This window comes from Sphingobacterium sp. HSC-15S19 (assembly GCF_050433745.1).
Taxonomy (GTDB): domain Bacteria; phylum Bacteroidota; class Bacteroidia; order Sphingobacteriales; family Sphingobacteriaceae; genus Sphingobacterium; species Sphingobacterium siyangense.
Window position 1 is genome coordinate 17341 of sequence record NZ_JBNPWQ010000046.1, and the last position, 25090, is coordinate 42430.

Consider the following 25090-nt stretch of genomic DNA (forward strand, 5'->3'; position numbering starts at 1 on the left):
TATGGCGGAAATGCGGTGCGCATGCCTATAAACCCATGAAAGGAAATCTGGAGCAACTGCTCGCTCAAACCAGCACAACTCCACTTTGGGAGGACGATTTATTGTCAATAGACGATGCGCGATTATTGGTGGGTACAGAAAGCGTACAAGATGATTGGATCGTGCTGGTAAAGCAGAAAAGGGGGAAATAAAAAGCCTCCCTTGTTAATCGTTAAGGGAGGTAATGCTTATTAGATGCCCGCCTTGGTTACATGTTAAGGGGCTTCGGCGGCTTTGAGCTAAAGCAAAAGACCTTACCTAATTACCTTATCATTGCTGTTATTGATTAGCCTTAGTATTGTTGCGAGCGGAAAGAACTCAAAAAAACAATAGAGCAATTCGAAGACTCTTCGACAGAGATTGATTCTAGTGAATTTAAAAATAATATCATTCCACCATACAACCTATTCTATTTAATCTTCATCACCTTCATTTAATGAATTATTCTTTCACCGTGAACATCACCGAACACCTAATGGTTTGACACATATTGATGTTGCATATACGTTATCTTTTGAGAAAAATACCCTTCATTGAGATGTGAATAGTTGTGTGCTATTATTTTTTGAACCAAAGTTGTTTTGGATGTGTTCCTTTAAAACACAGATTAATAATTGGTTAAATGTACACACATTCTAAAATATAAATTATGAAAGCAGCAGTATTCCATAAGCCCGGCGATATCAGGGTCGATAATGTACCTGACCCAGCTATACTTGACCCAAGAGACGTCATTCTAAAAGTAACCGCGACCGCAATATGTGGCTCCGATCTACATATTCTAAGCGGTGCAGTCCCGCAGAAGGAAAACCTGATCATGGGACACGAATTTATGGGCATCGTAGAGGAAGTGGGCTCAGAAATCACCAATCTAAAAAAAGGCGACCGTGTAGTAGTCCCCTTTCCGATCGCTTGCGGAAAATGTTTTTTCTGTACGCATGAAGCATCTCCTGCCTGCGAGAATTCAAACTTTAAACACTATGGTCCCAACGGGGATTTGATGGATCAAAAAGGTGGTGCACTCTTCGGCTATACTGATCTTTACGGAGGATATTCTGGCGGTCAGGCTGAATATGTACGCGTTCCTTATGCCGATATCAGTCCTCGGATTATTCCCGAACACCTGACTGATGAACAGGCTTTGTTTTTAACAGACATTTTTCCTACCGGATGGTCTGCGATTGATTGGGCAAATCTGAAAGGCGGTGAAACTGTTGCAATCTTTGGTTCGGGTCCTGTCGGCCTGATGGCTCAAAAAGCAGCATGGCTTAATGGTGCTGGTCGAGTTATCGCTATAGACCCACTGGACTATCGATTGGAGAAAGCGAAAGCAGTCAATAACGTTGAAATCCTAAACCCACATAAAGTAGATGTTATTCAGGCAATTCGTGAAATGACTGACGGAAGAGGAGCCGACGTGTGCGTAGATGCAGTAGGCTTTGAGCCCGAACGAAATTTTATGGATAAAGTAAAAGCAACGATAAATTTTGAAAAAGGGTCGATAAAAGTATTGGAAATGTGCTTTGAAGCGGTCAGACGAATGGGAACAGTATCGACCATGGGCGTATATGGTTCACCATACGATAATTTCCCACTATTCAGGATTTTTGATAAAGGTATCACCATTAAGCAGGGTCAAGCCCCTGTTCTTAACTATATTGACAAGCTTGTCAACCTCGTCAGCGAAAATAAAGTAGTTCTCGATGATATTATCACCCACACCATTCCGCTTACTGAAGCGGAGCATGGCTATAAAATCTTCAATGAGAAAGAAGACGATTGCGTTAAAGTAGTTTTGAAACCCTAAGATAAATTTGCGAGGAAAAATCACGAAAAACGAGCAGGCTTGCTGTAAACATTAAATGATTTTTCCTCGCGGTTTATCGTTCGGTTAATGCGGATAGGCCTTTTCGCAAATCGCTAAAATAGCTTCGCAAGTATTCCTTCAAAAGTTACCAAAATATTTTCTCCATATTTTTGCTGTGCTTTGGTCTACTTTCTCTTCAAGCGTGTAAGCTGTAATCCCCCCTTTAAAATTAGCTGCAGCACTTTCGATCTGGGACCACCCCATCTGCAAATATTTTTTGTAAATCAATCATACGCTTTAAGACGATACTAAATACTATATCAGATAATTAGAGTTTATTTCTATGCATTATTGAAGCTACAATAGTTCATTTATTTTTAAGTAATACCGCAAAGCTAGTTTTGGTAGACTTGTATCGATTTTCTATATTACCCCAATTTATAAACGGCTAAATCTATATTTGCTGTCGGCTTTTATAATTTATCAAAAATTTTCCCTTTAAGACAGAGTTGAATTCGTTGATACAAATAAACTGTGTATATTTAACATTTACTTATACAATCTCAAACTACCGTTAAACATAAATGCAGAAACCATGATTTTAATTGTAGATGACCAAGAAGAAAACATATTTTCATTAAAGAAGCTCTTAGAATCAAAAAATTTTTTAGTGGATACTGCCCTCTCTGGTGAGGAAGCGCTAAAAAAATCCCTGAAAACCGACTACGTACTCATTATTCTGGATGTCCAGATGCCGGATATGGATGGATTTGAAGTTGCAGCAACCCTACGTGGCCTCAATAAAACAAAAAATATCCCGATAATATTCCTATCGGCAGTCAGCAAGGACAAAAAATTCATTACGCAGGGATATGCTTCCGGTGGTCATGATTACGTCACTAAACCTGTCGATCCGGATATCCTGAATCTGAAAGTCAAAACTTTCTATGATCTCCATGAAAAGACAGTCGCTCTCAATAAAATGCAGGAACAGCTTCTATCTGAAATCGAAGAACGCAAAAAAGCCCAGCGTGCCCTTGAAAAACAGGTTGACCAGCTCCACCTGACACTCGAATCCTTACCGCAGCTGGCTTTCACTGCAAATTTTGATGGGGGCATAAAATTTGTCAATTCCCAATGGTACCGATTTGCTCGGTCCGCTGAATCTTTTCCGCCCACACATCCCGATGACGAGGAGATCAAAATGCTATGGACTGACGCTGTGTCACACAGAACGGTTTATGAAAAAGAAGTCCGCATCAAAGAGCTTAGCGCAGAAAATTACAAATATTTTCTTCTTCGCATAGCACCGATACGCGAGCAGGAATCGGGCCCAATTTGGGTGGGAACCCTGACGGACATTGACCACAGAAAACAATTGGAAAAAAAGAAAGACGAATTCTTGAGCATTGCCAGCCACGAACTAAAGACACCTCTGACCAGTATTAAGGGTTATGTGCAATTTATGATGCGTCTGATCGGCTTAAACGACATTTCTTCTATCCAAAAACATCTCCTTACCCTAGATGGACATGTAGATAAATTACAGGAGCTGATAAAAGACCTGCTCGATATTTCTAAAATTGATAGCGGCCAGCTAAATTTAAGAAAAGAGGATTTTGTAATTGAAAACCTGATTGAAGAGACTATATCCTCAATGAGACAGATGAATGCCGATGTTGATTTTTATTTTCATTACGATCCCAATCTTATCAACCACATGATAAAAGGTGATAAGAGGCGTATAGAGCAAGTCTTGATCAATTTTCTCAGTAATGCGATAAAATATTCAGTCAATAGGCCCTGTATAACAATAGACATACAATATGAATCTGACTCAGTTAGTGTATTTGTCACCGATTGCGGTATAGGTATCCCGGAAAACAGGCAAAAACACGTGTTTGATAAGTTTTACCGTGTGGAAGAATCGTCCGTAAACTTTCAGGGTCTGGGGATTGGTCTTTATATCTGCGCTGAAATAATTAAGCAGCACAATGGAACTATCGGTGTACGCAGTGCCCCCACAGGAGGATCTACTTTTTATTTTTCTTTACCTTTAAATTGAACCAGGCAATGCCAAAACGTTTTTTAAGAGATCTGCAGATCGGCTTTGGATTTTCACTGGCCCTGTTATTGACCAGTTCGACAGCATCATATCTAAGTATCCGTAATCAGATCCATAATAGTCAAATGGTTGATCACAGTAGACGTGTCATTGCACGCTCGAACAGAATTTTGATCGACCTGCAAAATGCCGAGACTGGACAGCGGGGGTTTCTGCTCACCGGAAGAGAACATTTTCTGGAACCCTATTATAGCAGTTCCCGCTCCCTCCCTCAGTCAATTGCCACCGCCCGTGACCTGGTATCGGACAATCTCCCGCAGCAAAAAATAATAGATAGCATCGGCCAGCTGGTCGAGTCCCGATTGAATAAACTGGCCGGACTGGTTAACATAAAAAAGGCCCGGGGTACGGTGACCTTAGCGGACATGGAGGAGGGCAAGAAATATATGGACAGATGCCGTGCGCTTCTCGCCAGACTTGTGGACAATGAGGAGAAATTGCTCGACAGTAGGTCCGGAAGGCTCAATACGGCATCAACATTGACTTCACTTTTTGTGATCATCGCTGCGATTTTTTCGCTGTTCATTACCATATTTTCTTATATAAGGCTTAGAAGGGACCTGGCGAAACGGGTACAGCTCGAACAAGACCTTAAGAAAAAAGATAGGGAGATCACCCAAAGACTCGTCGCAACACAACGTATTGCGGGACAGATTGCTGCCGGAAACTATTCGGTTAAAATCAATGACCAGGAGCATGATGAACTAGGAAGTTTAGCCGGTTCACTTAACAATATGGCAGATTCGTTAAAACAATCTTTCGATGAACTTAGCGACAATGAATGGCGCCAGACCGGGCTCGCCTTGCTAAACGAAGTTTTAGTCGGCAACAAAGTGAAAGAAGATCTAGTTTCCGATGCATTGCAAATCTTAGTCACTTATGGGGAATGTGCCAACGGCTCCCTTTATATCCTTGAGCATACGCAGCTAGCACTGATAGGAGCCTACGGCCATGAAGATTCGATGCGGCAATTTATCGCACCCGGAGAAGGCGCTGTCGGTCAGGCGTTTGTGGACGGCAAAGTACGGATCATAGAAAATCCATATCCTTCGAAAAATGTGGTCAGTTTTACTGCAGGATATTTACCCCTGCATTCGATCTTATTACTTCCAATTTTTGATGGTCACACCTGCATTGGTGTTATTGAACTTGGTTCTTTCAGGAAATTCAAGGAACCCCAGATGCCCTTTTATAGAGAAGCGGGCCGTCATATTGGTGCAGCGATTGTTGCAGCTCAGGCGCGGCTGAAAGTACAGCAGCTGCTTGAAGAAACGCAATCGCAGACAGAGGAACTTCAGGCACAGCATGCCGAGCTGGAAAATCTCAATGCAAATCTTGAAATCCATACCCAAAAACTCCAGACGTCCGAAGAAGAACTACGCGTACAACAGGAAGAACTGCTGCAAGCCAATAAAGAACTGGAGCAACGCTCTGCAATGCTAGAAGAAAAAAATATACTGATAGCAGACCGAAATCAGGAAATTCAGAAAAAAGCGGAAGAACTGGCGCGGAGCACGAAATATAAGTCAGAATTTTTGGCAAATATGTCACATGAGCTGCGTACACCGCTCAATTCAATTTTGCTTCTATCACGCCTAATGTCGGATAATCCCGAAAAGAACCTGACAACCGAACAGATTGAATCGGCCGAGGTGATCCAATTATCGGGAAAAAACCTATTGACCCTTATCGACGAAATTCTCGATCTTTCAAAAATTGAGTCCGGTAAAATGGAACTCGATTATCAGCAGGTTGCAATTTCGGATCTGACAAAAGACCTGGACAATCTATTTTCTCCGATTATAAGGGAAAAAGCACTCTCATTTACAATAAAATTGGCAGACAACCTGCCAAAGACAATACGTACTGACCGCCAGCGACTGGACCAGATCCTACGGAATCTATTATCGAATGCCATCAAGTTTACGAAAGAGGGACAAGTCATACTTTCCGTCTTCCCAAGCGAGGCACAAGATGGACAGATTGCTTTTGCCGTAACTGACACCGGTATAGGAATTGCACCGGACAAACAGGACGTCATTTTTGAAGCTTTTCAGCAGGCTGACGGATCCACACGGCGTAAATTTGGCGGGACAGGTCTTGGGCTTTCGATCAGCCGTGAACTCTCGCGTCTGTTGGGCGGAGAGATCCGTTTAAGTAGCCAGGAAAAAAAAGGAAGTACCTTTACCCTTTTAATTCCCGAAAATCAGGAAGAAAATACTGTTCCGACAACGGAAGAGCTTATACAGTCCATTGCGGAAAACATCGAAGAAACACAGGACATCATAATGTCCAGTAATCCACATACCGTTGACATTATCCCGCCGGATGTTGATGATGACCGGAATGATATAAAAGAGGACGATAAAGTGATATTGATCGTGGAAGATGATGTTAATTTTGCTAAAGCGCTGCTTAGGTATACCCGGCAGCAAAAGTATAAAGGGGTAGTCATCGTGCGTGGAGACCAGGCAGCTGATGCAGCGATAAGGTATAAGCCTACGGCGATTTTATTGGATATTCAATTACCTGTAAAAGATGGGTGGCAGGTTATGGCAGAGATTAAAAACAATCCAATTACACGTCCGATTCCAGTCCATGTTATGTCATCTTTTGAAGTTAAACGGGAAAGTCTGCTCCAAGGGGCTATCGATTTTATGGATAAACCTATTGCGCTGGAACAAATGGCGCAGATGTTTATAAAAATTGAGGAAGCACTTGCCCGGAATCCGAAAAAGGTGCTTATTGTAGAGGAAAATTCAAAACATGCAGCAGCACTTGCTAACTTTTTGGAAAGCTATGATATCATTTCTGAAATAAAGACTACCGTTACAGAAAGCGTCGACAGTCTCTATTCTGATAAAGCAGATTGCGTTATACTGGACATGGGCGTTCCGGGCAATATGGGATATGACACATTAGACTCGATACGACAAAAACCCGGTTTAGAAAATATACCTATCATTGTATTCACAGGGAAGAATCTTTCGAAATCTGAAGAGCTAAAATTGAAGCAATATGCCGATTCGATTGTCATCAAAACGGCAAATTCCTACCAGCGAATACTGGACGAAGTTGGACTGTTTTTGCATTTAGTAGGAAACCATCCTGGTGAAGAATGGTCAAAAAAATCGTCTTTAGGAACCATCAGAGAAGTACTGCAAAATAAAAAAGTTCTTATCGTCGATGACGATATACGCACTATTTATTATCTCTCTCAAGCGCTTGAAAGGTATCAGATTAATGTTGTTTCTGCAATGGACGGAAAGGAAGGTCTAGACAAAATTGAAGAACACGATGATATTTCTGCTATTCTTATGGATATGGTGATGCCCGAAATGGATGGGTATGAAACGATTAAAATGATTCGTCAAAATCCCCATTATAGTGAAATACCGATAATTGCCATAACAGCAAAAAACATGATCGGTGACAGGGAAAGGTGTATCATAGCCGGGGCCTCTGATTATATTTCAAAGCCCGTGGATACCGATCAATTGCTTTCATTATTACGTGTATGGTTATACAACTGATTAAAATATGGACAATAAAAAATTGATTCTGATCATCGATGATGAACCTTATAATATTTTTGCCCTAAAATTGATTCTTAAGTCAAAAGGTTATGCTGTACTAAGCAGTGCTTCCTTAGCAGAAGGGCTTGAAATACTCCATCAGCATAAAAATATCAATACCGTGCTGATGGATATGATGATGCCTGAAATAGATGGATATGAAGGCATTGCCAGGATCAGGGGATCCAGCGAAATATTTAACGATGTTACCATAATTGCGGTTACTGCTCAGGCCATGTCCGGTGACCGGGAAAAATGCCTAAGTGCTGGCGCAGATGGTTATATTTCTAAACCTATAGATATCGACGAACTTATTCCGCTGATCGAAAAATTTTAAGAATGGAAAAGAAGAAAATATTATTGTTTGACGATGACAAACAATTGCTGGAGATGATTTCTATGATATTGGAGAGCTTCGGATATTCAGTAGCTGTGTCCTCTACCTCCCACGACGTGATAGAAAAGGTTACTGAGACAAAGCCTGACTTAATTTTAATGGATAACTGGATACCATCCATTGGAGGAATTGAAGCGACTCAGTTACTCAAAAACCATCAGGAATTCAAGAGAATACCGGTAATTTATCTTTCCGCGAACAAAGATATAGAAAGCTTGGCTAAACTGGCAGGAGCTGATGACTACCTGGAAAAACCATTCGACATCGTCGATCTGGAGAAGGTGATCAATAAAATGCTAAATTTAAATTATTAAGATCTTTTACTCCCCAAAAATTTATCAATCTGGGGCACCAATTTTATTATTTTAGGGATTAACGACATACTTGATATTTGCACTAATGCTTTACCTGGTGGACCTAATGATATTTTTGCTATTGAATATTGCACCTGGATAGGCATAATCCTCCGTTTCTGATGAAATGGTTATATTATCAGACTCAACAAAATAGGTATTGCCAAGCCCATTTTGCCAGACGCTGTCTCTAATGATTCCTCCGGCCCGGAGTCTGCTCGAATTTCCTTTCTTAGTCAGGTCAATAATTGGATTTTCGATGATCTTCGTGTTTTGGAAAACTTTTAACAGGGAATCCTCGTTATTTCCGATTTCATTTTTTAGACTCGAGTTGTCTTTTTTACAGGAATAGAATCCCAATACCCCGGCCAGGAGTACAAGACTTAATTGACTACTTTTCATTTTAGTTTATATTATGTATTAAAATTTTATTTCTTTTGTAAACTGAAGGGTTTTGAAAGTTTCATCATTTAAATTGGATGACTCTAATTTATATAAAGCGGGAACTCCTATATGGGGATATTCGTAAGTCTTTGTTTCTGGGGAGCGAATTGCCAAGGCTAGATAAGCATCTATTTTTTCTACGGTGCTAGGCGCATTTCGTATCAGATCTAAATCCGAAGATTGATAGCCAATAAGGTAAAAATAAGCTCGTTGTTTGTTTAAAAGATTCTTATCGTCAGCACTTAAACTCTGCGGGTCTAAAGATAATTTAGAGATGATAGGCTTAATTTTTTCAGGGCCATCCACGACCATATAAGCACTTTTTCCATATTCTATTTCTGCTACCCTGACAATGTTGCCTCCAGTTAAATTCGCCGTAGGGAATAGTTTCTTGAAATCTTTTTCCTCTGCATGTGATTTGATATTAAATGTCGGTTTATAACTATAGTATAGCCAGCCCGTATTTTCCATCCTATTATAACGTGAATCAGGGATGGCGAACTTCGATTTTATATCCACATCTCCGCTAAAAACAAGACGTAGATTCTCAAATTGCTTAAAATGATAAATATAATCCTGATGGCCATAGTAATTTACCGGGCCCTTGTCAACAAACTTATCTTTTATAAATTGATCTAGATCCTGTCTGCTCGCAATTTTTTGATACGCGACGGGATTTGAATTATAACGATTAAATCGCACATAAGGAATATAGGAGGCAGACTGCGATTGATACTGGGTCAAATTAAATTCTGGAAAATCGTTTAAGGAAACAAATACATTAAAATAAGGTTGTTTTAAATAATTTTCAGAATCATACGAAAAAGCATAATCTGCTGCCTTCTTAAGCCTAAATCCGATAATTTCGTTCTTTTTTTCATTCCATAATGTATCGGATATCCAACGATTACTAAGCGCTGCCATTCTTTCAAAATCATAAACACTATAGTCTATCTTCTTACCTGTACTATCGACGATAGGTGGCTTAACTGGCATTGGACTTTTACTGCAAGATGCTGATCCTAAAACTATAAAACATGCCGCAGCAATTCTGGTATTTACAATAACCTTATTCGATATGATCTTTATCATTAATTTTAAAATTAAAAATCAAGCAAGTCAGCTTGCTATTATTTGAATACGTTTTCTTCTATCAAGCATTCTATTGAAAAGGAAGAACATATTTTAAAAAAAATACTAAAAACCACTATTACATACAGAAACTTGATTCACAAATTTAATTATAATTTTCTTTCAATGAAATGAAATATTCAATCCTACACTTTTGTGTAATAAATCTTTAAATAAAAAAAGGTTTATGTTAATTTTTTAAATATTCTATAACAAAAAGTTAACACAAAGCTGAAAACAGCTAATATATTGTTGACGAGGAAACCATATATGTATTCTATCTAACAATGAAAAATCATCAACTTTATTTGCAAGTAACCTGTGCAATAATAGAACACGCCAATACAATACCGATCTGCCAACGATCAGCTTCGATGAGGTGTATGTAGGCGGTATGTGGGAGATACCGAAAAGTGTGAGGTTTGAAATACAAAATCCCACGGATATAATATATTCTTTTTAAATTGTAGAGGAAATCGCTAAAAACAATGAAATCAGTTTTCACCTTTAATACTGGAGACTAGGCTGCTCTTGAAATTGGCAATATAGAAAAGACTGTCACACTCAACATTTCCTTTTTTCACGATTCGTTGAAGGAATTGGCACAATCTGCCATTGAATTAAGAACTAAAGTTGACAAATCAGTTGTTTTTATGGATGAACCTGGTGAGCATAAACTTATTCTGAAAAAAAATGGCACCAGTATTTCCTATGAACTCCGATGGTATAAAGATTGGGCTAGTTGGAACCTCATAAGTGAAGATAATTTTGAGACCATACTTTCGGGAACTGCTACCCTGCCGAAATAGGTCTACTATTAATTGTCCGTCTTTCCTAAATTCTTCGAGTTGCTAGGAGTGTCCTGTCCAAGGTTCTGCAACCAGTGGTGTCCGCTTGGCATCCTTAGTGACTTGCCCTTTGTAGGACAAGCGTAGACTATCAACCATGGCCGTATTTAGCTATCTCAGCCTGGACCTCATTTACAAATTCTACAGTGACGTTCGCTAATTCGGCTATCTCCGATATCGAAAACTTATTCGAAGACAAAAGATTTTTTATTACTTCCGCCTTTCCTTCGGCTTTTCCGATAACTTCTCCTTCAGCTTTTCCTTCTGCTTTTCCCTCAGCCATTGCTTTTTCGCGCGCTCGTTTCAATCGCTCCTCCTGACTACTTCGGATACTCTCGGCATCCCATTTATTCCTTAAACTTACGTTGTACATCTCTCGTTCCTCCGGTTTTAGTTTGCTATACTCTGCTAACTGAAATAACTTCTCAAAAATAGGCTTACGCAAATAAGTGGAAAGTCCATTTAGCGAAGACATATTTTTGAGTACATAAAGCCAACGATCTAAATCATTAACTAACTCTGCCTCAGCTTTAACAAAGTTAACCAATTCCACATATATAAAGCCTAGATCGTCATAAAATATTTTACCATGATCTCGATAACATAAACAAATATCGTGTAGAAAATACTTCTCATCCCCCGCATCAGGCATTGCAAATCCATCCATCAGTACAATGATATAAACTTCACTAATTCCATAATTCCAAGCCCTTCGGTTGCCTTTGGGTGCCTGATCCGCTATCAATTTACTACTGTAGTAAAGCATGCGCTTTTTCAAATTATCCTGCGCCGTGCGCTGCACTTCAATAATAAAACGTTCGCCATACGGCAAAAGATGCTGAATGTGCCTTGTTAAACGAATAACCGGCAAAGCTTTCCATCTGCCGCCAGATCTCACGGCTAATCTTTTCGTCGTAGCACTTCGCCTTACAGTTGGAAAAGAACTTATCCTCAATTTCGATCAAATGGTCTTTGCTGCGATATTTCCCCTACATCATCCGCCGGAGCACATGCATCAGCCATATCGAGTCCTCCATAAGCATGCGCATGCCTATAAACCCATGAAAGGAAATCTGGAGCAACTGCTCGCTCGAACCTGTACAACTCCACTTTGGGAGGACGATTTATTGTCAATAGACGATGCGCTATTATTGGTGGGTACAGAAAGCGTACAAGATGATTGGATCGTGCTGGTCAAGCAGAAAAGGGGAAATAAAAAGTCTCTCTTGTTAATCGTTAAGGGAGGCAGTTTTGGCTTTTCTCAAATATTTTTTAGGCAAAACAGTATGGCTTTTGATATTGTTATCTATTAAAATTTTATAAAATGTAGTGAAATATGATTGCATCTATATTATAGTTTTCCGATCGACTTATCTTATTGAAAACTCAACGCATTTGATATACAAATTTCAATTCTCTAACCCGCTCGCTTTGGATTTTCCTACACAAAGAAGTACATTGCAAAAAATTAATGCGACTAACGACTTATTTTGTAAAGTTGGTTGAGTTACTTTCCTTCAAAACAATTTAATATGAAAAATTACATAATTACTGGAATATTTTTGCTTCTGTTCACAAATTTAGCATTTTCACAATATTTCACCCTAGCTCCAACAGGTTTCGTTTCTAAAGAGAATCTAGATTATACCGTAGTGGAAGTTCCTGGCGCTAAACAGCAAGAACTTTACGATAATGTATTAAAATCGATCAATAGCTTATATTCCAACCCCAAAGAAGGCCTGACTTTGGTTCCTGGGCAAGCGATCACTTTAGCGGCTTACAAACACAGAGGACTTAAAACATCCGCTATTGCTTACTATGATGTCGATTACACCTTGTCTTTTTTATTTAAAGATGGAAAAATAAGAATCAATAGTCCAACTTTCAGTGCTCAAATTATGAATTACAACGGTACTTGGAATAAAATGAACGTGAAAAAATTTTATTTCAAAGGCAACGGTAGCCCCAAAAATGAGAAAAAACATCAATTCGTAAACGCGTACTTTAATGAGCTGATCAAATCTATTCTTGAAAAATCAACCAATATTGATAATTGGTAATATCGATGTATTTGTTCTCTTCCTGACAATAAACTTGCGAGCTTTCATCCCATTTTTCCGGTTTTAATTCTAGAAATAATATCATTCAACGCCTTTAAAAGACATAATAACGCCAGAATATTTATCGTGATCTGCACCAATATAAGATAAATCAATACCGGATAAATTTTTATTGTTCACAGCTTCTTTAAATAGCGTATAATTCATTTTTTCGACCCTATTATTCCAGTCTTCATCCGATGTTGGCTTAATTGATTCCAAATCTTTCATTTCAAACATCGCACGATCCGATATTTTTTTAGACCGTTGGACAAAAATTGTATCTCCTTCTATCTTTAGAATCTTAACCCAACCTGCTGGTAAACCTTGGATGTTATTTCCTTCAGCATCGGTAAAGAAACTTGCACCATATAGTTGTCCTGCCTGTAGTTGTTGAGCCGATTGAGCAAGACTTTCTTTTTCATTCCGATATTTCTTACCATCTATGTTCAGTTTAATACCATAAATAATAGAGCCGATAATTGCTATCGATGCTATAATCAAATACCCTTTCCAAAGTTTGAAATACGGAATTTCTAGTGTCTTCTTAAATTTCTTTACCTCTTCTTTTATTTCAGGCGAATAATTTCTTGCGTGGATGACCTGCCCGTATTGATTGACTAAACGAGACATTTTTACCAGACCTCCTCCAACTGGAAACCCTAAAAATTTGGTCGCAGGTGTAATGATACTAAGATTGAAATTCTGCGCTATGGTCTCATTTTTTAATGTTGCAATGATATTTTTACTTCCTAAAACGTACTCGTAACGTGTATAAATGAACAGCATAAATGGAATGAATTATAACTATAACGGTTCGAAATTAAGAAAAAATTCCTCCTGTAACAATCCTGTGTCAATTAACTAATTAGTACAGAAACAGATAAATTTATTTGATATCCTACGCGTACCTGAACCATCTCGTGTAGGATCTTTGCGATGAAGCTGGAGTGTCTAATTAAAATGCTGACAGGCATTGATAAGGTAATTTGATTCGATTGCTGATTATACCGAATATTTGTATCTTAGGTTAAATACAAATATTACAATTATGTCATCCAAGATTTTCCTGCAATCTTTACAAAGTAAATTAAAAGGCGGTAACGCCCGATCTATTCATTTAAATGCATTGCCAGGAAGGTTGGCCACACGGTTAGACCTACAGCAGCTCGACCTCATTGAGGATGGTCTCGCCAAATCATTTTTGGATACCTTGTTGACCAAAGCAAACTTTGAATTTAAGATATCATTTGATAAAATAGATCTCAATGAAAAAGATGCGGAGGCTCAAAAGAAACTGACCGTCATTTCTAAACGACTGAACTCCATTATCATAGAAAATGAGGACTATTTTAAAGAACATGGGATGAAGACCCTTGGGTTCGGCTACCCGATACTTATAAAAAGATCTTCAAAAGACCCCGCTAAGATCATAAAAGCCCCATTATTCATTTGGCAACTAGAGGCCGTTAAATCTAAAAACAAAGTCAATGAATGGTCGTTTTTGCGAAATAAAGTGGTTCAAGCGAATGGAAAAATAGTGGATTCAGATATTCACCCGATCAGTATCAATGAAGTCCTCCTTTCTTTTATCAAAAGTGAAGATGACATCACACTCCCCAATCTGACCAATGAGGCCTTAGATGACGCACTGATTGATAGCAACGAGTTAGTGAACGCTTGTGCTGAAGTACTGGAAGCACTCAATTCAAATAGTAAAGAGCAGATACTCGAGGTGCTAAGCAAAAACTTTGAAACAGCTATCAATGTATTACCCGAAGCATCCCAGATAGATGCTATCGCCAATAACAAAGCTTACATTCATTTTGGTGGTATTTTTGGTTTGTTCAGAGCGCAAAAAGAAAGTATTATTACCGACATTTCCCGCTTATTAGATCGCTTCGATGCCTTTGAATTTGATGAGCTTAAAGTGGAAAGCTTATCGACAACACCTTTCAGTGCCGTAGATACAGACCCAAGCCAACAGGCAATAATAAGTGCTCTTGGAAATGAACCGAATCAAATAATACAAGGCCCCCCAGGTACGGGAAAGAGTCAATCATTAACTGCACTGATAACAAATGCACTTGCCAATGGAATGAAATGTCTTGTCGTCTGCGAAAAGAAAACAGCGCTTGATGTCATTAAAGCAAATATCGAACGTACGAATCCTCAAATCGGCGCTTTAGTCGGTATAATTGATGATGTAAACGATGCGCGTGAAGCGATCGTAGATTCTGTCAGAGATCGTCAGATCGGAGTTCCGTTTCACATCTCAGTAAGGCAAGCTCAAAACCAATATGATACGATAAAATCAAAACTCAAGGAATCAGCTGAACTTATTAACGCACAGCATGCTGCCTTAGCTCAAACGGTCTACGGTGATAAGAGTTGGTCGCAGATCGTAGGACGGTATTTGGCTTTATTAAAAAACTTTAATGAGGTACCGCTTAAGAATATTATACCGAAAGAGGATTTTAATTTTGCTCAGGATCACACAGAACTAGAAAAGACACTTGCTGTTTTAAAACATAGCCATAATTTATTTAAGCAATCGCATCAGGTCCATTCCATATTTAGACCATTGACAGACGATCTGTTTTTAGATCAACAGGTTGGACCATCACGTGTAAGAATTGAAGATTTTATTGCATACGCTCATAAACAGATTCCAACGATTGAACAGGTTATTGCTGAACGTCAGGTGAGTGGAAAGCATTGGGCTGATGATTTTTTGAGCGGTATTCCCGCAATAATGCAGCAGGATTTTAAGCCCTATTTAGCATTTTGTATTGGAGATTCAGTTCAAGAAGAGGCATTACCATCCACTTTTCCTCAGGAACAGCGGATCAACGAAATTGTCTTAGCATTACAAACAGTTCGGATTAAAGCGCAACAATTTTTCAAGCAATATGAAGATGCTTTGCAACAACATTATAGCAGCTATCATACATCGCTAAGCAATGCAATAATAACTTATCTTGCCTACGCTGAATCAAGCATTGCTCAATATGGTAATAATTTATTGGATAATAGTAGTGGTGCAAAATTTAAAACAAGTTTATTAAGTATATTCTCGGGAAAACATAAACAAATAAAACAAACGAGGATCGAATTAAAGAATCGCATCGCGCAGGTAAGATCAGCCCATGTTCAGAAAAATTATATTGACCATCAATATAACGATCATTTGGAAACGACTGATTTATCTATTTATCTAAATAATATCGAGGAACTCAGACAAAAGGCAGCCGATTGGAAAGAGCAATACCCGCATACGATAAATAACTATTTGTCTAATATTAATGATCATCATTTTCATGCTGAACTGAGTGAACTAAAAGCGCAGATAACTCCCCTACTTCAAAAATTGGATAGTATAGAGCAAATGCTAATCGCTGATTACAATATCGTTCCAACGACTCCTGTTACCGATATCAATGGGTTGCTTGAGGCAATACCTTATCTAACTGAAAGAGTAACTTTTCAATTAAGCTATTTTAATAATTTTCGTGACTACTACGCGGTACGCGCTGATGCCTATCGAAGTCTACAAAACTCGTTTGACGATATTGAAAGTAACCAATTAACAGGAAATATTACGGATGGTGTATTTTTACAATATATAAATCTTCAAACCGCACAGGAACAATGTGATAGGATTAATCACACTATCGCAACATTCAACGAGCACATAAGTGATTTCCGTATCTATCATGAGTGGAAATCATTTTTCCTTTCACAGGACGAAGCGCAACAAAGGCTTATTACAAGAATCAGCATACATCTTAAAGATCATTGGGCTGATGCATTTGAATGTTGGTATCTGTATTGGATACTCACGACAAATGAGCCACAGGAATTGCCAAAAAGCGATTACCAACTACAACAATATCAACAGCAAAAACAAGAGTTTAACCATGCGCAGCTGAATAGTGTTATTGCCTTATGGACAGAAAAACAAGCGGAAGCCGTCGGACATTTTAAAGCCAGAGGACACAACATAAATAGTTTGTTTAACAAAAAGGGAGCTAAGGGAATGCGTCGCAATTCACTCCGCACTATTGTGAACAGAGAATTTGAACTATTTACTAATTTTTTTCCAGTATTATTGGTCAATCCATCGGTCTGCAGTTCTATCCTACCACTGGAGGAAGGAATTTTTGATGTGGTCATATTCGATGAGGCCAGCCAGCTGCGTCTCGAAGATACTTACGCGGCCCTGATCCGGGGAAAAGCAAAAATTGTTTCCGGTGATAAGCACCAGATGGCTCCCTCCTCTTACTTCGAAGGAAGTGGAGCGCTACTTGATCCGATCGATGATGAGATAGAAGACTCCGAAGATGAATTTTCTGATCGGACTGCGCTACAAGCGGCTCAGCTTAACCTTGCAGATAGTGAATCCTTACTAGCTTATGCTGTAGACAAAGGGTTTGTGGAGTCTTATTTAAAAGTCCATTACCGCTCGAAACACCCTTATCTTATCGACTTCTCTAATCATGCGTTTTACGGAAATAGGTTGATGCCTGTTCCGGCGAAGGAGCACTACACTCCTATCGAATATTTACAGATTGATGGATTGTATGAAGGGCAAGTAAATAAACAAGAGGCATTGAGAGTGGTCGAATTGTTACAACAGATCATGAAGGAAGCTAAAGACAGTATTCCAAGCGTGGGTGTTGCTACTTTCAATATTTACCAACGCAACTTGATCCTTGAGGAACTGAGTGCAGTTCGCCAGAATGACCCTGCATTCGACAGTTTAATGGCGCAGGCGGGAGATTCATTCTTTGTTAAAAATCTCGAAAACATTCAGGGCGACGAACGGGATATTATCATTCTATCCACAACATTTGGGCGAAAAGCCGACGGTTCGTTTAGTCAAAACTTTGGTCCGATTATACAAGGTAAAGGACATCGTATGTTGAACGTAATCATCACTCGAGCGCGGTCAAAGGTATATGTATGTACTTCTTTCCCGCAGGAGTATGTTGGTCAGTACCCAAATCTTATCCAACAGAAGGGCAATAAAGGCCGTGGTATTATGTACGCTTACTTTACCTATGCGAAAGCGGTAAGTGAGGGTAATGACGAATTGCGAAAGGGCATTCTCCAGCTATTGAGTCAGTATTGTACAGATAAACTGTATGAGCCAGCAGAATTTAGCTTGGGGTCTGAGTCTCCATTTGAAGATGAAGTATTCGAACAACTTGCACAGCATATCGGTGCCGATCGTTTAGAACAGCAGCATTCCGTAGGCGGTTTCCGGATTGATATCGTTGTCAAATCAAAAACAAGCCACAAACCACTCATCGCAATAGAGTGTGATGGCGCGAAATATCATAACAGTCCGGAAGCTTATGCTTGGGACAGTTTCCGACAGGAGCAACTTGAAAGATATGGTTTTGTATTTCATAGGATATGGTCAATTAAATGGTGGGATGATGCCGATGGAGAGCTGAAGCGACTACTTGATTTTATTCGTCAACAGGATGAAGAAGAGGCAAATTTGAACAACCACGTGCATGTGGGAACGAAAATCAATATAAATGATAATTAGCGAATCGCCATTGATAGAACCGATAATTCGCAGGTAACCAGCACAAATAATGTTATCTCATTGGTTCCCGACTCCTATTAAAGGTTATCGAGGCAACAATCGTAACCACAATAACCTTTAAAAGGGAGCTATTCACACCAAATGACGAAGTCTGATCTCACGTTCAGGCTTGATAACTTAAAAGATGCATATTAATTATCGCTTTTGATGACATTACTCCTACAGCACTAAATCTAGTTTCGCCAAAAAATCAGGTGGTCAATTTGCAACTAAGAATCGCATGGTCATTTGATATGAAATTTACATATAATAGAAGTTACTCGATATCCTAAAAATACACAGGGTAAAATACCTAAAATCAGCAATACCCAAAACCATATAGGATTTTCAGACGACAACCATAGCCAACCCACGACCAGTATTATTAAACCACCAACTATAAGATTTTCTCTTGGCTTGCCCCCTATCCTCGTAGTAGCCATTCCACCCAACACACAACTAAACCAAACACAAAAAAGTTTGATGATAAATTGGGAAAAATTGGTGGCAGCGATTTCCTTACTGGTAAATATTTCTAAAGATGACGTGAACAGCGAGCCTTGCATTTTTGCAAAAACAGAACTCATTAATCCTATCGTTCCGAATCCAACTATGACGGAAAATATCTTTCTAAAATTCATTATCTAATTGATTTTAAAATTTAACTGGTCTTTCGTTAATAAAATTGGATCAATCATTATTTTTTGCACATCAGCCTCAGAGGCGGCTCTGAATGAATGGACAAAACAGTTTAATTTTTCTTTACTATCAGGGATAAATGATGCTGAATTATTTTTTGCATTAGCCTGAAATTTCTGAATTATTGGCTGCATCATGGTATCATAATTGCAACAAGCCGTTTTTAAATCATTCGGATTTTGATGAATAAAATGAGCTAGCGCCTTTGCTCCATAAATTGATAATGATGCTCCCATTCCCGATAGCGCAGTGGGACAATACCCCGCATCTCCCAATAAAACCACATTACGATTTACTAAAGTGGATGAATTTACCATCCCCATTTTATCAATAAACATTAGACCGTTATCCGCGAAGCGACCTAACAAATGCTGTATATCTTCATTATACCCAGCAAAAGATGTTTTGAGTATTTCATTAGCTTTATTTTGAACAGATGGTAAATCTCCTGTATTATGTAAATAGCACTGAATGGCTATTTCATCGGAAGCAATGGGATAAATAGACAGCATCTTATTCACATCAATATAGATATTGAATTTGCCAACCTCATAAGAATGATGCTCTTTCAATCGTCCACCCATATAAACAAATTTAAAATCCTCTAGCGTACTTTCCGGAAAATAATTTTGTCTTGTCGTAGAGCGTAACCCTTCTGAAACGATAAGGAGATCGGCCTCCAACACAGTTCCGTTGTTGAGTAATATTTGGACTTTGTCTTCATCATGCATTACGTTTTCAACAGAAGATGAAAAATGAATACTCACTTCATTTTTTACTTCGTTGTATAAAACGTGATGCAATCCGCCTCGCGTTATCAGAACGGAACGTTCAATATTCTCGTTCATTTTCTCATAGCTAAGACTTTGTATAATTGAATCGTCTGACTCCCTGAAATTTACAAATTCAGAGGGTGACGATGCTTGTTGTAATTGTTCTGCTAATCCTAATTCTTCAATAATACGAACGCCAAAACTCTTAAGCGAAATAAGAAATCCGGACTTACTGAATGATGCCGCTCTTTCCAAAACAGTCACCTTATGCCCTTGTTTGCTCAACAGTTTTGCAACAGTCAATCCAGCGATGCCACCTCCTGAAATAATAATATTTTTTTTCATTTTTTTCATTTTTATACAGCAAATATCTTTCTATATTTACAGATAAAATAGCCCAAATTAAACTAATAATAGTCCAAAAAATTATGTTTGATGAAAAGCGTAAAATGAGAAAACTTGCTGAAAAACTTGGCATCTCCTTATCTTCCATTGAAAATGAGATAAAATTTTTGAATTTCAACGAATTGAACATTGTGGACTTGATGCCCGAGATGTTAATAATGGTTCGCTCTTTAATTGCCAGCAAGACTTTTGCTTATAAAAGAAAACCAATCAGGACAATAGAAAAAGGACTACTCATTTCGTTTCAAAATATTCTTATTAACAAAAAATCGGCAAATGCCATTAGTAAAAGATCTTTGAACAATCAGCCTCATGTTCGTATTATACCTTCACATTTGGAAAGTGAAGTGTTATTTCCTAAAGATGTCCACGTACAGCAAATCAGCATTTTAGTTGAGCTGGAATACCTGAAACATTTTGTAGGAAATGATGCAGATAAATTGTCTTATCTTTTTGATATAGAAAAAACCTTTTGGATAGAAGAATTTTTGTCACCTGAAATGACTGATTTAATTGCTCAATTAGCTGACCTTTCAATAGAAAACATTTTACCGCAAGCTTTTTATCGGTTAAAAGCACTTGAACTTATTTATCTGCTTTTCAGCAATTTATTAAAAAGAAAAAAAACAGATTATTTCCATCTTAACAACGCTGAAATTGATGCGGTTTATTTGGTTCGGAATACGATAGCATCAAATCTGGAAAAATCCCTATCTAAAGATGAACTGGTAAAAATAGGTGGAATGAATGAGCTAAAACTAAGAAGGATTTTTACACAAGTTTTTGGAAAAGGAATGTACGAATATTACAATCATCTTCGTATGCAAAAAGCAGCAAGACTATTACAGCAGGAAAATCTTTCAGTTTCAGAAGTTGGCTATCAAGTAGGATTTAGCAATCTGAGTTATTTCGGAAGGTTGTTTGAAAAACACTTTGGATTAAAACCAAAGAAGTGGCAGGATAAAAATAGAATGTAAATACCTTATCCCTTTGCAAATTCTACTTTACCGGAGAAATCAGAGGTTGAGAGCTCATCTTTTATTTTGATCTTCGTGTGCATACGCTAGCCGTTTAAAGTTGCTCGTTGACCAATATTTACCAATAGATAAACCTATATGCCACAGCTCTTGTTCTTTCTTAAATATTTAGAACCATGATATATACGGTTTATGCAGATCAGCAGTATCAAGGCAGGAAAATCCCTCTGTTAGCAGTATTTATAATTGTAAAAAAAGATCACAAAAATAAAGTACAAAGGAGTGTAGTGACACTGAAAGATACAATTACCACAATTTGATCATTTATTTTTACTAAATTAATTAGTATTTTTGATCCATGAAACCTCTTGAAGTCTTTTGCCGTAATCGCGTTATGTATGTCCAAATGACTGTGCATGATAAAAGCATGGGCATGAAAGACTATCATCTTTACAACAAAAATGGGCTTGCTTTTTATGTTTTCAGAAAGTCTCAGGGAGTTTGGGAACTTGCGTTTGGAGAACTTGCAGATGATATAAAGGAAGCATGTATCGATGCACTGATCTTGCGATTCGATACCGATGTACCGGAGCTATTTTACCACCATGGCGTGCGCCAGGTAGTCGAGGTACGCGCGAAAAAATACAGTCTTTGGCACATTTATCTGAACAATGCTTATGTAGGCAGCATCCAGCACGACAAGTATACTAAGAATTTCGATTATCATATTGAGGACAACAGCCTACTGACCGACGACCAGGTACAAAAATACATCGGAATGATTCAACACGGGGAGCTAAAATGGAGAAAAGATGATAATAGATAATTTCGAGGTTATTGGTGTGTTTAACGCTACTTTTTTAAACGTTTTGTCGGTTTCTTTTTTTGTGGCTTTGCTGGTGTCTTAATTTTTTTCTGTACGGCCTCCATGCGCTTTCTCCAGCTGATGATCTGAGATTCTTCATATACGGGAAGGCCTTTATCGTTGAGAAGCCCCATAGATTTAGCTAAACTAAGACTGAGACGTGCAGACTTACTGTTTGCTTTCTTCCAGGTCTGTTGATCGTCTTTAAAATCCTTCTCATAGGCAGCAATAGCCTGCTTAATAATGGCTAGCTCCTTCTTATATTCTTTGAGCTTTCGATAAAGAATCATTAATCTGTTATATGCCCCTGCTTGTAATGGTGCTTTCCTTATAACCAGGATATAGCTTTTGATGGCATCTTCAGTTTTACCTTCAAGCTCCTGCAATCGTGCATCTTTTAACAGCTCATTTTTGGATTTCTTAATACCAGTCATATTTATTTTTATCTTTCAATACGATCCTGAATACCCGGCCAAATCCCCGCTAATATATTGTAGAGTCCTTTTAACCTGAATATCATAATTAAACTTGAGAAAAGTAATGAACAAATTAACTAGCTCAAAGTTCCATCTCGGTTTCGGTCTACTTCCAGTAAAAGAAGAAGTTTGGCAATAGCGGGTTCCCTCCATTCTTCCGCAAGATCGCCCTCTATAACACCAAAATCTTCATCTAAGATCATCTGGCAGCCATCCATCGTAATTCGGGCATATGGTCCATTTTGCCCCTCCTGTCCTACTTCAAAATCACAGTATTTTTCTATTCCTATGTTATTTGTCACCGGAATTCCAGTGAATGTTGCTATAGCTCCCATATTCTCATTTTTTATTTTTCAAATAATTAATAACATCCTCACGACCATTGCCAACGCTTTTGATGGCCTCTTCGACTTGCTGCCGGGTTACGCCAAGTTCTTTTGCCAAATAATCTACCTCATAAGATTCACCGCCAGCTACCTGATTGCGGTCCCTTGCATCTTTTTTATTTTTATTGTCTGTCATAATAAATGTTTTTGGAATAGAACAACCGCCAGCCAATAGAGTTTGAAAACTATCACTATTCTGATGTTGTTCTAAATACAAAAAGGAGGAATTATGCCTTGGTATAATGGAGATTATCCACCATCATATAAAAATCAACCGGTCAACATCCGGGAGAAAGCAACTGAAATCGCAAACGCTTTGCTTGAGGAAGGCGCCGAAGAAGGAATTGCCATAGCAACCGGCCTAAAAAAAGCGAGGGAGCATTTTAAAAAGGTAAAAGAAGAGAGTAGAAAGAAGTACACAAATTATTAAATCGACAACTATGCCAGAATTACCAGACCTACAGGCCTTCAGCAAAAATCTCACAAAAATGCTTAAAGGTAAAGTGCTTGAAAAAGCTGCCATTCACAACAAACAAAAAACCAAAGTCAGCCTGAATGAGCTGCAAACTCTAGAGGGCAAAAAACTCGTCAAAGTTTATCGGGAAGGTAAAAGGCTTTTTTTTGATTTTGGCAAAGATGCTACCTTGTCGGTTCATCTCATGTTGCATGGGAAACTGATATATTCTGAAGACGAAAACCCAAAGTATGCATTAGTTTCCATGAAGTTTAAGGATGGTGGCACGCTATCCATTACCGACTTTCAGAGGATGGCATATATAGAATTGAATCCTGAACATGCAAACGTGATGGATGCACTTTCTGAAAAGCTAAATCCAAAATTACTTTTCGGATTGCTGCAATCAAGCAAGGCCAAAATTAAAACTCTCCTGATGGACCAAAACGTCATTGGCGGTATTGGAAATGCCTACGCCGACGAAATCCTGTATGAAGCAGGGATATCACCACTTTCAATTTCAAACAAAATCCCCGAAGAGAAGGTTCAACATCTTGCCAAAGCAATTAAGGAGGTACTGGAAAATGCCGAACAGCAGATTCTAAAAGAGCATCCTGAAATCATTAACGGTGAGATAAGGGATTTCATGAAAGTTCATCACAAAAATGCGAAGGTTGATGGTAAGGGTCATGAAATATTGCAAACCAAAATTAGCGGCAGAACTACTTATTACACAGAGCAACAAAAAGTTTTCGAATAGCACAGGATACGACTAGAGAATTACTTATCTCAGTGAAGTTTTTTGGCACAGATCTGGTACGGAAATAATAGCAACTAATTGCATATGAATAATCTATATATTATCTTCTTTTTTTTAGTTCTCCAGGGCTGTACAATGCGTAAAAGTACAATGACACCGGTACAAAATAATAAGTCCAAAATATACAATGACAGCTCAATGCAACAAGACTATGTTTCCATTTTAGAAACAATTTTGTCTGACGATTCAGCTGGTATCAAACTGCAACGTGAAGGAGAACGAAGGGCGTTCATTCATAACAAGTTTATGAGAGATTCTATCTCATCATTGCATGACAGGAATTATGTTTTTTACAACGTCGATCCACAGAAGCTGATGAAAATACTGGATAACCAGCTCACAGATTCGCTGGATATGCTGAATCAGATGAACGAAAGGAAGGCAATCATCCCGATTCCAGCCGCTATCAAAGCAGCGTACACTGTTGATGACGCCGATAAATACAGGATGGACCGCAACCAAAGCATTTATTACTTTCATCTTCCCATTATAGGGTATAATCGCAAAAAAGCATACGTGCCGGTTGACTATATATGTGGCCCTTTATGTGGAAACGGTGATGCATTTCTGCTTGAAAAAGTGAATGGTAAATGGGTAATCATACAACGATTCTTTAACCTCTGGATCTCTTAAAAAAATGTAGTCACAATAATCTTTAAACAGAAGATATTCACGCCAAATAACCAAGCGGACTTATAGACTAATGGACCTTATCACTTTCTATAAATAGTCGTTCCTTAACAAAACCCACTATTTAATTTATTTTTAAAAACAGGATTAGAAAACAGCATAATTTGTATCTTATAAAATAAGAAAAT

Annotated in this window: 25 protein-coding genes; 15 read left to right on the forward strand and 10 right to left on the reverse strand. The window is 38.4% G+C overall.

Annotated elements, in window-relative coordinates; all coding sequences use genetic code 11:
• Window positions 1-35 precede the first annotated feature (35 nt).
• Window positions 36-191 carry a hypothetical protein gene (locus tag L1283_RS25330; protein WP_286777505.1) on the forward strand — a complete coding sequence of 52 codons (156 nt, stop codon included), beginning with the start codon at window positions 36-38 and terminating at the stop codon, window positions 189-191.
• A 497-nt stretch (window positions 192-688) separates the two neighbouring features.
• Complete coding sequence (locus L1283_RS25335) at window positions 689-1846, forward strand: zinc-dependent alcohol dehydrogenase (protein ID WP_429626592.1); 1158 nt, start codon at window positions 689-691, stop codon at window positions 1844-1846.
• 138 nt (window positions 1847-1984) lie between these two features.
• Here L1283_RS25335 and L1283_RS25340 read toward each other — a convergent pair whose 3' ends face one another.
• Entirely contained in the window at window positions 1985-2110 is a 126-nt protein-coding gene (locus tag L1283_RS25340; RefSeq protein ID WP_262507993.1) for a hypothetical protein, read from the reverse strand.
• A gap of 331 nt (window positions 2111-2441) precedes the next feature.
• Here L1283_RS25340 and L1283_RS25345 point away from each other — a divergent pair, with 331 nt between their 5' ends.
• Genes L1283_RS25345 through L1283_RS25360 form a run of 4 tightly spaced genes read left to right on the forward strand, consistent with a single transcriptional unit; the run spans window position 2442 to window position 8257 of the window.
• Window positions 2442-3911, forward strand: coding sequence for a hybrid sensor histidine kinase/response regulator (locus tag L1283_RS25345; protein ID WP_088161294.1), 1470 nt, complete (start codon window positions 2442-2444; stop codon window positions 3909-3911).
• 8 nt (window positions 3912-3919) lie between these two features.
• A complete protein-coding gene (locus tag L1283_RS25350; protein WP_429626593.1) occupies window positions 3920-7504 on the forward strand; it encodes a response regulator in 3585 nt (1194 codons plus the stop codon).
• A 7-nt stretch (window positions 7505-7511) separates the two neighbouring features.
• The gene (locus L1283_RS25355) at window positions 7512-7883 is read left to right on the forward strand and encodes a response regulator (protein WP_429626594.1); all 372 of its coding nucleotides are present in this window, start codon (window positions 7512-7514) and stop codon (window positions 7881-7883) included.
• A gap of 2 nt (window positions 7884-7885) precedes the next feature.
• A complete protein-coding gene (locus L1283_RS25360) occupies window positions 7886-8257 on the forward strand; it encodes a response regulator (RefSeq protein WP_070568401.1) in 372 nt (123 codons plus the stop codon).
• Window positions 8258-8347: 90 nt separating this feature from the next.
• Here the strand turns inward: L1283_RS25360 and L1283_RS25365 are convergent, their stop codons facing one another.
• Window positions 8348-8698, reverse strand: a complete 351-nt coding sequence (locus L1283_RS25365) for a hypothetical protein (protein ID WP_145331365.1) — start codon at window positions 8696-8698, stop codon at window positions 8348-8350.
• A gap of 18 nt (window positions 8699-8716) precedes the next feature.
• The gene (locus L1283_RS25370; RefSeq protein ID WP_286769525.1) at window positions 8717-9832 is read right to left on the reverse strand and encodes a hypothetical protein; all 1116 of its coding nucleotides are present in this window, start codon (window positions 9830-9832) and stop codon (window positions 8717-8719) included.
• Between the two features lie 629 nt (window positions 9833-10461).
• On the opposite strand from L1283_RS25370, the gene L1283_RS25375 reads away from it, so the two are divergent.
• Entirely contained in the window at window positions 10462-10680 is a 219-nt protein-coding gene (locus L1283_RS25375) for a hypothetical protein (RefSeq protein WP_145331369.1), read from the forward strand.
• A 130-nt stretch (window positions 10681-10810) separates the two neighbouring features.
• On the opposite strand, the gene L1283_RS25380 is transcribed toward L1283_RS25375, so the two are convergent.
• A complete protein-coding gene (locus L1283_RS25380; protein ID WP_286774933.1) occupies window positions 10811-11551 on the reverse strand; it encodes an Rpn family recombination-promoting nuclease/putative transposase in 741 nt (246 codons plus the stop codon).
• 10 nt (window positions 11552-11561) lie between these two features.
• Here L1283_RS25380 and L1283_RS25385 point away from each other — a divergent pair, with 10 nt between their 5' ends.
• Both L1283_RS25385 and L1283_RS25390 read left to right on the forward strand, forming a co-directional pair.
• Complete coding sequence (locus L1283_RS25385; RefSeq protein WP_286774932.1) at window positions 11562-12032, forward strand: hypothetical protein; 471 nt, start codon at window positions 11562-11564, stop codon at window positions 12030-12032.
• Window positions 12033-12251: 219 nt separating this feature from the next.
• Window positions 12252-12779 (forward strand): hypothetical protein, encoded by a 528-nt coding sequence (locus L1283_RS25390; RefSeq protein WP_286774931.1) that lies wholly within the window; start codon window positions 12252-12254, stop codon window positions 12777-12779.
• An 81-nt stretch (window positions 12780-12860) separates the two neighbouring features.
• On the opposite strand, the gene L1283_RS25395 is transcribed toward L1283_RS25390, so the two are convergent.
• Window positions 12861-13607 carry a hypothetical protein gene (locus L1283_RS25395; protein ID WP_088161284.1) on the reverse strand — a complete coding sequence of 249 codons (747 nt, stop codon included), beginning with the start codon at window positions 13605-13607 and terminating at the stop codon, window positions 12861-12863.
• A 262-nt stretch (window positions 13608-13869) separates the two neighbouring features.
• On the opposite strand from L1283_RS25395, the gene L1283_RS25400 reads away from it, so the two are divergent.
• Window positions 13870-18378 (forward strand): AAA domain-containing protein, encoded by a 4509-nt coding sequence (locus L1283_RS25400; RefSeq protein WP_286774930.1) that lies wholly within the window; start codon window positions 13870-13872, stop codon window positions 18376-18378.
• 284 nt (window positions 18379-18662) lie between these two features.
• Here the strand turns inward: L1283_RS25400 and L1283_RS25405 are convergent, their stop codons facing one another.
• Together L1283_RS25405 and L1283_RS25410 are read right to left on the reverse strand one after the other, a co-directional pair.
• Window positions 18663-19058: a hypothetical protein gene (locus L1283_RS25405; RefSeq protein WP_286768343.1), complete on the reverse strand. Its 396-nt coding sequence runs from the start codon at window positions 19056-19058 to the stop codon at window positions 18663-18665.
• A 3-nt stretch (window positions 19059-19061) separates the two neighbouring features.
• Window positions 19062-20234, reverse strand: a complete 1173-nt coding sequence (locus L1283_RS25410; RefSeq protein WP_286768344.1) for an FAD-dependent monooxygenase — start codon at window positions 20232-20234, stop codon at window positions 19062-19064.
• A gap of 83 nt (window positions 20235-20317) precedes the next feature.
• Between L1283_RS25410 and L1283_RS25415 the strand changes: the two genes are divergently transcribed.
• Window positions 20318-21271, forward strand: a complete 954-nt coding sequence (locus L1283_RS25415) for a helix-turn-helix domain-containing protein (RefSeq protein WP_075992241.1) — start codon at window positions 20318-20320, stop codon at window positions 21269-21271.
• 358 nt (window positions 21272-21629) lie between these two features.
• Window positions 21630-22097, forward strand: coding sequence for a hypothetical protein (locus L1283_RS25420; protein ID WP_088161279.1), 468 nt, complete (start codon window positions 21630-21632; stop codon window positions 22095-22097).
• Between the two features lie 26 nt (window positions 22098-22123).
• Here L1283_RS25420 and L1283_RS25425 read toward each other — a convergent pair whose 3' ends face one another.
• The 3 genes from L1283_RS25425 to L1283_RS25435 form a co-directional block, all read right to left on the reverse strand.
• Window positions 22124-22570: a hypothetical protein gene (locus tag L1283_RS25425; protein ID WP_075992237.1), complete on the reverse strand. Its 447-nt coding sequence runs from the start codon at window positions 22568-22570 to the stop codon at window positions 22124-22126.
• A gap of 119 nt (window positions 22571-22689) precedes the next feature.
• Complete coding sequence (locus L1283_RS25430) at window positions 22690-22947, reverse strand: hypothetical protein (protein WP_286850943.1); 258 nt, start codon at window positions 22945-22947, stop codon at window positions 22690-22692.
• A gap of 4 nt (window positions 22948-22951) precedes the next feature.
• A complete protein-coding gene (locus L1283_RS25435; RefSeq protein ID WP_075992235.1) occupies window positions 22952-23134 on the reverse strand; it encodes a DUF3606 domain-containing protein in 183 nt (60 codons plus the stop codon).
• A 93-nt stretch (window positions 23135-23227) separates the two neighbouring features.
• Between L1283_RS25435 and L1283_RS25440 the strand changes: the two genes are divergently transcribed.
• The 3 genes from L1283_RS25440 to L1283_RS25450 all read left to right on the forward strand — a co-directional run bounded on the left by L1283_RS25440 (window position 23228) and on the right by L1283_RS25450 (window position 24905).
• The gene (locus L1283_RS25440) at window positions 23228-23428 is read left to right on the forward strand and encodes a hypothetical protein (protein WP_088161276.1); all 201 of its coding nucleotides are present in this window, start codon (window positions 23228-23230) and stop codon (window positions 23426-23428) included.
• Window positions 23429-23438: 10 nt separating this feature from the next.
• Window positions 23439-24212: an Fpg/Nei family DNA glycosylase gene (locus tag L1283_RS25445; protein ID WP_429626595.1), complete on the forward strand. Its 774-nt coding sequence runs from the start codon at window positions 23439-23441 to the stop codon at window positions 24210-24212.
• A gap of 198 nt (window positions 24213-24410) precedes the next feature.
• A complete protein-coding gene (locus tag L1283_RS25450; RefSeq protein ID WP_232475760.1) occupies window positions 24411-24905 on the forward strand; it encodes a hypothetical protein in 495 nt (164 codons plus the stop codon).
• Window positions 24906-25090 lie beyond the last annotated feature (185 nt).

What these genes read in the sequence shown, in the direction of transcription:
- L1283_RS25330 (WP_286777505.1), top strand. Translation starts at nt 36, where the DNA reads ATGAAAGGAAATCTGGAGCAACTGCTCGCTCAAACCAGCACAACTCCA.
- L1283_RS25335 (WP_429626592.1), top strand. Translation starts at nt 689, where the DNA reads ATGAAAGCAGCAGTATTCCATAAGCCCGGCGATATCAGGGTCGATAAT.
- L1283_RS25340 (WP_262507993.1), bottom strand. Translation starts at nt 2,110, where the DNA reads ATGGGGTGGTCCCAGATCGAAAGTGCTGCAGCTAATTTTAAAGGGGGG.
- L1283_RS25345 (WP_088161294.1), top strand. Translation starts at nt 2,442, where the DNA reads ATGATTTTAATTGTAGATGACCAAGAAGAAAACATATTTTCATTAAAG.
- L1283_RS25350 (WP_429626593.1), top strand. Translation starts at nt 3,920, where the DNA reads ATGCCAAAACGTTTTTTAAGAGATCTGCAGATCGGCTTTGGATTTTCA.
- L1283_RS25355 (WP_429626594.1), top strand. Translation starts at nt 7,512, where the DNA reads ATGGACAATAAAAAATTGATTCTGATCATCGATGATGAACCTTATAAT.
- L1283_RS25360 (WP_070568401.1), top strand. Translation starts at nt 7,886, where the DNA reads ATGGAAAAGAAGAAAATATTATTGTTTGACGATGACAAACAATTGCTG.
- L1283_RS25365 (WP_145331365.1), bottom strand. Translation starts at nt 8,698, where the DNA reads ATGAAAAGTAGTCAATTAAGTCTTGTACTCCTGGCCGGGGTATTGGGA.
- L1283_RS25370 (WP_286769525.1), bottom strand. Translation starts at nt 9,832, where the DNA reads ATGATAAAGATCATATCGAATAAGGTTATTGTAAATACCAGAATTGCT.
- L1283_RS25385 (WP_286774932.1), top strand. Translation starts at nt 11,562, where the DNA reads ATGTGCCTTGTTAAACGAATAACCGGCAAAGCTTTCCATCTGCCGCCA.
- L1283_RS25390 (WP_286774931.1), top strand. Translation starts at nt 12,252, where the DNA reads ATGAAAAATTACATAATTACTGGAATATTTTTGCTTCTGTTCACAAAT.
- L1283_RS25395 (WP_088161284.1), bottom strand. Translation starts at nt 13,607, where the DNA reads ATGCTGTTCATTTATACACGTTACGAGTACGTTTTAGGAAGTAAAAAT.
- L1283_RS25400 (WP_286774930.1), top strand. Translation starts at nt 13,870, where the DNA reads ATGTCATCCAAGATTTTCCTGCAATCTTTACAAAGTAAATTAAAAGGC.
- L1283_RS25405 (WP_286768343.1), bottom strand. Translation starts at nt 19,058, where the DNA reads ATGAATTTTAGAAAGATATTTTCCGTCATAGTTGGATTCGGAACGATA.
- L1283_RS25410 (WP_286768344.1), bottom strand. Translation starts at nt 20,234, where the DNA reads ATGAAAAAAAATATTATTATTTCAGGAGGTGGCATCGCTGGATTGACT.
- L1283_RS25415 (WP_075992241.1), top strand. Translation starts at nt 20,318, where the DNA reads ATGTTTGATGAAAAGCGTAAAATGAGAAAACTTGCTGAAAAACTTGGC.
- L1283_RS25420 (WP_088161279.1), top strand. Translation starts at nt 21,630, where the DNA reads ATGAAACCTCTTGAAGTCTTTTGCCGTAATCGCGTTATGTATGTCCAA.
- L1283_RS25425 (WP_075992237.1), bottom strand. Translation starts at nt 22,570, where the DNA reads ATGACTGGTATTAAGAAATCCAAAAATGAGCTGTTAAAAGATGCACGA.
- L1283_RS25430 (WP_286850943.1), bottom strand. Translation starts at nt 22,947, where the DNA reads ATGGGAGCTATAGCAACATTCACTGGAATTCCGGTGACAAATAACATA.
- L1283_RS25435 (WP_075992235.1), bottom strand. Translation starts at nt 23,134, where the DNA reads ATGACAGACAATAAAAATAAAAAAGATGCAAGGGACCGCAATCAGGTA.
- L1283_RS25440 (WP_088161276.1), top strand. Translation starts at nt 23,228, where the DNA reads ATGCCTTGGTATAATGGAGATTATCCACCATCATATAAAAATCAACCG.
- L1283_RS25445 (WP_429626595.1), top strand. Translation starts at nt 23,439, where the DNA reads ATGCCAGAATTACCAGACCTACAGGCCTTCAGCAAAAATCTCACAAAA.
- L1283_RS25450 (WP_232475760.1), top strand. Translation starts at nt 24,411, where the DNA reads ATGCAACAAGACTATGTTTCCATTTTAGAAACAATTTTGTCTGACGAT.